The organism is Luteibacter sp. P4_D7_3, from assembly GCF_056401735.1.
The window spans coordinates 1-7,306 of record NZ_JBFUIT010000207.1; the positions used below are offsets into that span (position 1 = coordinate 1).

The window sequence follows — 7,306 nt, forward strand, 5'->3', positions numbered from 1 at the left end:
ACATCGCCATGGTGGTGACCACGTATGCCAACGCCATGCAGATAGCGCGGCATTCGGATGTGCTCGGGCTCGTGCCGCGTTCTGCGATTGACGGCAGCTTTCGCGGCGACCCCCTTCGCGACCATTCTGCCTGCATGGGCCTGGAAGTTTTCGATCTTCCCGTGAAAACCTCCGATATCACGGTGTCGGCGATCTGGCATCCACGACTGCATGCCGACCCTGCGCATCGCTGGCTGCGCGATGTGATTTTTGGTATCTGCGCTGCACCCAACGGCGACATACCCGAGCAGTAGGTCGTGTGACGCCAGTCATCCGGACATGGCAAGCGTCACCTTGATGCGTTGATCCGCGCCTCTGGTCGGCCGCGCTGACTATGTTCATTGCACATCTGTTCGACAAGCGCGCGATGGTCCGGAAGATCGTCAAGCGCACGAGCGGCCGCCTGTTGAATCATCGCGAACTCCTTCCGCGCCGCTTCCATGTCCGGATAGGCGCAACGCATGGGCTCGAGATCAGTCTTGAATTCCATCCCATACAGCACGTATTGCCAGCTGGAAGTCATGAACATTTCCAGGTCGCTAACGAAATCCAACCTGTGCGGCGGACGCTGCTTCCACTTCGCGAGCTTGTCCTGCAGGGTTTGCGGGATGCTGGCAACGTCGCAGTTGTCAGTCCAGAACGACGAATCCCGCCGCTGGCTCAGGCAATAGTGCATCTTGATGAAGTCGATGATGCGGTCGTAGCGGGCAACCATCATCTCGTTGTAGTGACGTGCTGCGCTTTCCATGTTGTCCGTGTCGCCAGGCAACAGATGGGTGAGCAGGTAGGTCCCCAACTCGATCAGTGCAATGCCTGTGGATTCCAGCGGCTCGACGAAGCCACCGGCGAGACCCACCGCCACGCAGTTCTTGCACCAGTGCTCAGGCCGGTATCCCGTCTCGAACTTGATGTGCAAGGCTTTCAGGTCGTCCCCTGCACTGCCCAGATACCGCCGGAAGACTTCTTCGGCACGATCGTCGCTGGTATGCCGCGACGAATACACATAGCCGGCGCCACGTCGTTTCTGCAAACCGATGTCCCAGATCCAACCGGCTTCTTGCGCGGTGGAGATCGTGTACGAGGGGATCGGAGCATCGGGCTTTTCGTAAGGCACCTGTATGGCCACGGCGCGATCGGCAAACAGCACGTCCGCACGGCTGCGGAACGGAGACTGCATCACATTGCCGATAAGCATGCTGCGCAGTCCGGTGCAGTCCACGTAGAGATCGGCGGTGAGATCGCCCTCCTCCTTCGTCACCACGCGCGCGATGGCGCCGTGTTCGTCCAGCTCCGTACGCTCCACCGTCGCCACATGCCGAACGACGCCAAGCGTCTCCTGGCCGTGCTCGGCGAGCACGCGTGCGAAGCAGGCAGCATCGAAGTGGAAGGCGTGATTCATCGGCCCCTGATAGTCCGCATCCCTTGCGCGCTTGGGCCCACGGGAATGATCGACCAGCGTGCTCTGCATCGACACGGCGTCGGCGAACGGCATGCCCTCCGGTGCGGCACCCAGCAGCCAGTACGGCAACAACTCGGGCCCACCCGGACGCTGGCTGGGGGTATTGAAGGGATGAAAGAAGTGATCCGCTCCGGGTGTGCCGGGCGGCCGTACCCAATGGCGATAGTGGATGCCCTGCTTATACGTCGCTGTGGCACCGACCAGAAAGCGTCGCTCGTCGAGGCCAATGGCCGCCAGCGTGCCGCGTATAGAGGGGAACGTCGCTTCGCCCACGCCAAGCAGGCCGATGTCCGGCGATTCCACCAGATGCACCTGCACACTCCGGGGATCGACCGCGTTGACCGCCTTGGCCAGATAGCACGCCGCCAGCCAACCTGCGGTGCCGCCGCCCACGATCAACACTTTCTTCAGCCGCGCCATGATGTGTCCCCGCCGGTGCTACACGAAAAAGGTGCCGGGCCGCCCCACGCGGACCCGGCAAATAAGCCATTCCCGGGAGGGATAGGCGACGCTCCTGCGAGCGCCGCCGGTAGAACGGCAAACCTCAGGCGGCACGTGCGTCACACGGCCGCCCTTTATTACCTCAGAACCACACGCCCACCTGGACGCCGTAGGTACGCGGCGCGAGGTACTGCGACACATACTGCAGCGAGCCGTCGGCCATCAGGAAACGGCCGGCGCTGGTTCGGGTCTTCTTGTCGGTCACGTTCTGCACGTAGCCGTTGACCCACCACTTGTCGCCCGGCTCGCTGTAACGCAGCGACAGGTCACCACGCACATAGGCTTTCTGCTTGTCGCCGTCGCCCAGGTTGAAGTAGCTGAGCCACTGCGAGCTCTGGTACTGCGCACTGGCGCGAGGCGTCAGGCGGCCGCCGTTGCCAAGGTGGAACGTGTGCTCGTAGATGGCGGTGAGCGACACGTCCGGCGCATGCGGCAGATCGTTGCCGGTGACGTTCGCGCAGTTGGCGAGGTTCGACGCCGGCGGGCATGCCGGCAGGCCTTGGTAGTCGTTGGAACCAGCGTATTGCAGCGTGCCTAGCTTCTTCTTCGGAATGGCCGAGAAGATCAGGTTGAAGCGATCGTCCACCTGCTGATATGCCAGCTCCGACTCGAAGCCGAGCACCTTGGTGGTGCCACCGACGTTGGAGAAGCCCAGGCCATGGTTGCCGTCGGGATAGACGATCGGCGCGGACAGCTGGAAGTTCTTGAAGGCTTCATAGTAGACAGCCGAGTTCCATGTCATGTGGCCGTCGAAGAAGGCGAACTTGCTGCCGACTTCATAGTTGACCAGCGACTCGGGCTTGTACAGCGTGCCTGCGTCCTGCGTGCCGCCGGACTTGTAGCCACTGGACACACTGGCGTAGAGCAAACCGTTCTGGCTGACGTCGGTATCCAGACGCAGCAGCCAGGTCGGCTTGCTCTTGCTGTACTTGGCGGTGTTCCGCTGCGAGATGCTGAAGCCGTTCGACGGATCCGGGTACACGTCCGGCGAGATCGGCAGCTGGGGCACGGTCGGGTCGTATGCCCAACCCCAGTTGATGCCGCCCTTGTTCTCCTTGTCGTCATGCGACCAGCGCAAGCCGCCGGTGAGGCGCACGCTGTCGTTGAGATGCCAGGTGGCCTGGCCAAACAACGCATACGACTCCACTGTCTCCTTCGGCTGGATGAAGGAACCCTGCCAGCTGACGGTGCCGTAGCGCGTACCGTTCATGATGGGGATGTCGAAGCGGATGTCGTTGTTCTCGTAGCCATAGTACGCACCGACGATCCAGWCCACGGTCTGCGGACCGGTGGACTTCAGGTTGATCTCCTGGCTCCAGTTCTTGTAGTGCGAACTGTTGGTGCGATCGTCCTGGTAGACGCCATTGGTGGTGAAGCTGGTGGGCACGCTGACGCCGACGTCCTGGTCGAAGTCGCTCTGGCCCGAGTACTTGTTGTAGCCGGCGATGTAGCTGAGCTGCACGCCGTCGTTGATGTTCCAGTCCATGCGGCTGCGCACGGTGTTGGACGTACGGTGCAGGTACGGCGCCGTATCGATCAGCGCCGACCAGAACTTCTGCCCGTCCCGCGGCGTCTGCATGAGGCTCATGCTGGGCGTGCCGCGATCGATGAAGTACTCGTAAGACAGGTTCCACTTGAACGAGTCGCTCGGCTGCCACAGCGCACTGACGCGGGCGGCGGACTGATCCTGCGCGTTGTACTTGTCACCCTTCTGCACGTACTGACCGGGATCGATCGGCTTGAAGTTGGCTGCCGTGCCGCCGGAGGCGAGATACGTCTGCTGCTGCTGTGCCACGGAGGGCAGCTGGCTGGACGGATCCTGGTAATCGACGTAGCCATCGTGCTGCTCGTGCACCACGGCGACGCGCATGGCGAAGGTATTGCTGATGGGCAGGTTGAACGCGGCGCGGGAGCCGATCTGGTTGTAGTTGCCCGCCTCGACCTGCGCATTGCCGTAAAAGCCCGCGCCGATGTCCGGCTTGGCCGTCTGGAAGCTGATGGCGCCGGCGGTCGAGTTGCGGCCCCAGAGGGTGCCCTGGGGGCCACGCAGCACTTCGACGCCATCCATGTCCAGCAACAGACCGGACGCCGCTTCGGCGCGTGGTGCGTACACGCCGTCGACAAAGGTGGCGACTTCGGGATCGGCGTACTCGGTCTTGGCGCTGTCGTTGCCGATGCCGCGAAGGGTGAGCGTCACGACGCCATGATCGCCTTGCGACGTGCCTTGCAGGCCCGGGACCAGTTTGGTCAGGTCCTGCACGGTCATGACCCGCTCTCTGTCGAGCGTGTCGACGGTGATCGCCGTGACCGCCACCGGCGTCTTCTGCAGCGGCGTATCGCGCTTGGTCGCGCTGACCGAAATGGCGTCCAGGTTCTGGACTTTCTTGTCGGCACCCTCTGGATTCTTCGATGGCGCACTTTGCGCCGTCGCGTCCTGATCCGCCGCAAGCAGCGTGCCCGGCGCAAACGCGAGTGTCATAGCGACATACAACAACTTGTGACGCAGATTCATCTGGCTCTCCCCATCGATCAATCGTCGGATCAGTGATGTCCGCCGCACGCGGCGGCCATGACAAAGATTTCCCAACTCCCCTGGCGCGCTACCAACCCCGAATGACAGCGCTGTCATTACAGGATAATAGAGCTCCCTTGCGATGAATGCTTGCCGCAGGGCAGCAAGTCATCCACGTATTCACAAACTCTTGCAGAACGGCCCCGCACCGCTTATCGAACGTATCGACGACTCGATATTGGTGCAGCGCAAATGGATACCCTGGCGAGCTTCACGGTTTGTCCCCGTGCGTTGGACACGTCAGGGCGCGGTCCGCTACCGTGCTGAGCGACACGTCTGTGATCGCAATCTGCGTGCCGGCATGACTGGACCATTGGAAGGGCCGATCTACCTTGCTCATATTCGCGCCGGCATCGCGGAAACATTTCAACGGAATGCCCACCTTCAACCATTGCGCTTTAGGCAGCGCGGCAAGCTGTGGTCCCACTGTCACCTGACCCCTGCAGCCCGCTCCGCAGCCGATCCCGATCGTCGAGGTGTCCCCCGGTGACACCGTATCAACCCTCAACGTCGTCACCAGTAGAACGTCGCCATTGGTTTCCCGATCGACATCGAGTGGCGCCGGAGCCACCAGTTCAACGCTTGCGACATCGTTACCGGTACCGGACCAGCTCAGGCTGCGCGCGTCTTCCTGCGCCTTATAGTCGAGCGCGCTGATATGCAGGCTTCCGTCTGCCGTGGCGGCCGGCGTGGCAACGACATTCGTCACGGCGCCGTTCGCGCCGGTCAGTCTCACGACGAAATCCTGTGCCGGCTTGCCTCGGGTGAAGTAGACGCCGGCCTGCGCACTGCTCAGTACAAGTCCCGGTTCCTCAGACAGCGTACCGGTCTTCTGGCTATCGGCATAGGTCAGGCCGAAGCCGTAGGGAAACTGCGGACGCTCGCCTTTTGCGGCGGCAGCGACAGGTATCTGCAGCGCATTGCGTGGCCATGCATAGGCCAGCTTGCCGTGGAAGTCATGCGCCACATGCCCGTCACCGGTGCGCAGCAGGACGTCGGCTATGCCCTCCCCTTCGCTGCCCGGGAGCCACGCGACCACAAAGGCGTCGGCGGCGTTTATCTCGCGATTCATCCACAACGGCCGTCCTGTCAGGAAGACGGCCACCACGGGCACGCCCTTCCCTCGTAGCTTGCGAATCAGGTCGAGGTCGTGATCGTTGCCCGGACGGTATGCCAGGTTCGGCAGGTCTCCCTGGAACTCGGCATAGGGGTCTTCGCCGAACACCACGATGGCGACATCGGGCTTCTGCTTGTACTCGCCCTCTACCGAGAGTTCGGCACTGCCGCCAGCCGACTTCACCTGCGCCTCGAGTCCCGCCCATATGGAGGTGGCTCCCGGGAAATTCGCGTTGGTCAGGCCGGTACCCTGCCAGGTCAGCGTCCAGCCACCGTTCTGCTTGGAGATGTTATCGGCGCCATCGCCGGCGACGAGGATCCGTTTGCGCGGATCGATGGGTAGCACCGCCTGGTTGTTCTTCAGCAGCACCAGTGACTCGCGTACTGCCCGACGCGCCACATCGCGATGCGCAGGACTTCCGATCACTTGCGCCGACTTGGCGGCCAGTGGATTAGCCGATGGCAGGCCAGCCTCGAACATGCCAAGACGCATCTTCACCCGCAGGATGCGGGTCACCGCATCATCGACGCGGCTCATCGGAATCACCCCGGCTTTCACCTCGGCCAGCGTGTTCTTGTACAGGCCTTTCCAGGAGTCGGGTGCCTCAAGCATGTCCAGCCCGGCGTTGTATGCCGCGGCGCAGTCCTCGTTGGCGCAGCCCGGCACTTGCCCGTGCGCGTTCCAGTCGCCCAACACGATCCCGTCGAAGCCCATGCGCTCTTTCAGCACGCCGGTGATCAGGGACGTGTTGCCGGCCATCTTGACCCCGTTCCAGCTGGAGAACGAGACCATCACTACCTGCACGCCGGCCTTGATCGCAGGCGCATAGCCGGCCGCGTGGATGTCGCGCAGCGTCGCCTCGCTGATCCTGGCATCCCCCTGGTCCTTGCCATCGTGGGTGCCACCGTCGCCGAGGAAGTGCTTGGCGGTAGCGATCACATGCCCGGTATCCAGGAACTGGGGAGTACCCGCCTTGCCCTCCAGGCCACCGATCACGGCGGCGGCGTATTGCGCTACCAGGGCCGGATTCTGCGAATAGCCTTCGTACGAACGACCCCAGCGCACATCCTGCGGCACGGTGAGCGTGGGCGCGAAGGTCCAGCTGATGCCGCTGGCGCGCAGCTCCTGTGCCGTGACCTCACCGATGTCGTGGATCAACTGCGGATCGCGCGTGGCACCCAGAGCGGAGTTCTGCGGAAACAACGTGCTGCCGACGAGGTTGTTGTGGCCATGCACGGCGTCGATACCGAACAGCACCGGGATCGCCAGTCCGCCACGCGAGGTGTCCATGGACGCGCGGTAGAAGGCATCGGACAACGCCTGCCACTGCGTGGCAATGGGGTACGGCTGGCCGGGCGGTTTGGAGTTACCCCCGGCCAGGATCGATCCCAGCCGGTACTGGCGAACGTCGTCCGGCGTCACGTACTTGATGTCGGCCTGGATCATCTGGCCRACCTTGTCCTCGACCGACATTTTCGTCAGTAGAGCGTGGATCCGGGATTCGATCGCCGGGTCAGGCGGCAGCGGTGATGCGGCTTGGGGCCACTGTTCGGGGTGCACAAGGGTGGCATCGCCAGCCATGGCTGGAACAACCACTATCAAGGCGCCGGCAACGGAC

4 protein-coding genes are annotated in these 7,306 nt (G+C 62.9%); 1 reads left to right on the plus strand and 3 read right to left on the minus strand.

Annotated features, from left to right (window positions below):
• Positions 1–293: type 2 periplasmic-binding domain-containing protein (locus AC1DSN_RS15710; RefSeq protein ID WP_477331565.1), on the plus strand; the 293-nt coding region annotated here is incomplete at its 5' end.
• A 35-nt stretch (positions 294–328) separates the two neighbouring features.
• Here the strand turns inward: AC1DSN_RS15710 and AC1DSN_RS15715 are convergent.
• The 3 genes from AC1DSN_RS15715 to AC1DSN_RS15725 form a co-directional block, all read right to left on the minus strand.
• Positions 329–1,918, minus strand: a complete 1,590-nt coding sequence (locus tag AC1DSN_RS15715; RefSeq protein WP_477294551.1) for a tryptophan halogenase family protein — start codon at positions 1,916–1,918, stop codon at positions 329–331.
• Positions 1,919–2,081: 163 nt separating this feature from the next.
• Complete coding sequence (locus AC1DSN_RS15720; protein ID WP_477331567.1) at positions 2,082–4,511, minus strand: TonB-dependent receptor; 2,430 nt, start codon at positions 4,509–4,511, stop codon at positions 2,082–2,084.
• Positions 4,512–4,782: 271 nt separating this feature from the next.
• Positions 4,783–7,306 (minus strand): glycoside hydrolase family 3 protein (locus tag AC1DSN_RS15725; protein ID WP_477331569.1); only part of this gene is annotated, 2,524 nt, incomplete at its 5' end.

Bases quoted from the DNA above. Each gene is read 5' to 3' on its own strand.
- AC1DSN_RS15715 (WP_477294551.1), bottom strand. From the start codon at position 1,918: ATGGCGCGGCTGAAGAAAGTGTTGATCGTGGGCGGCGGCACCGCAGGT.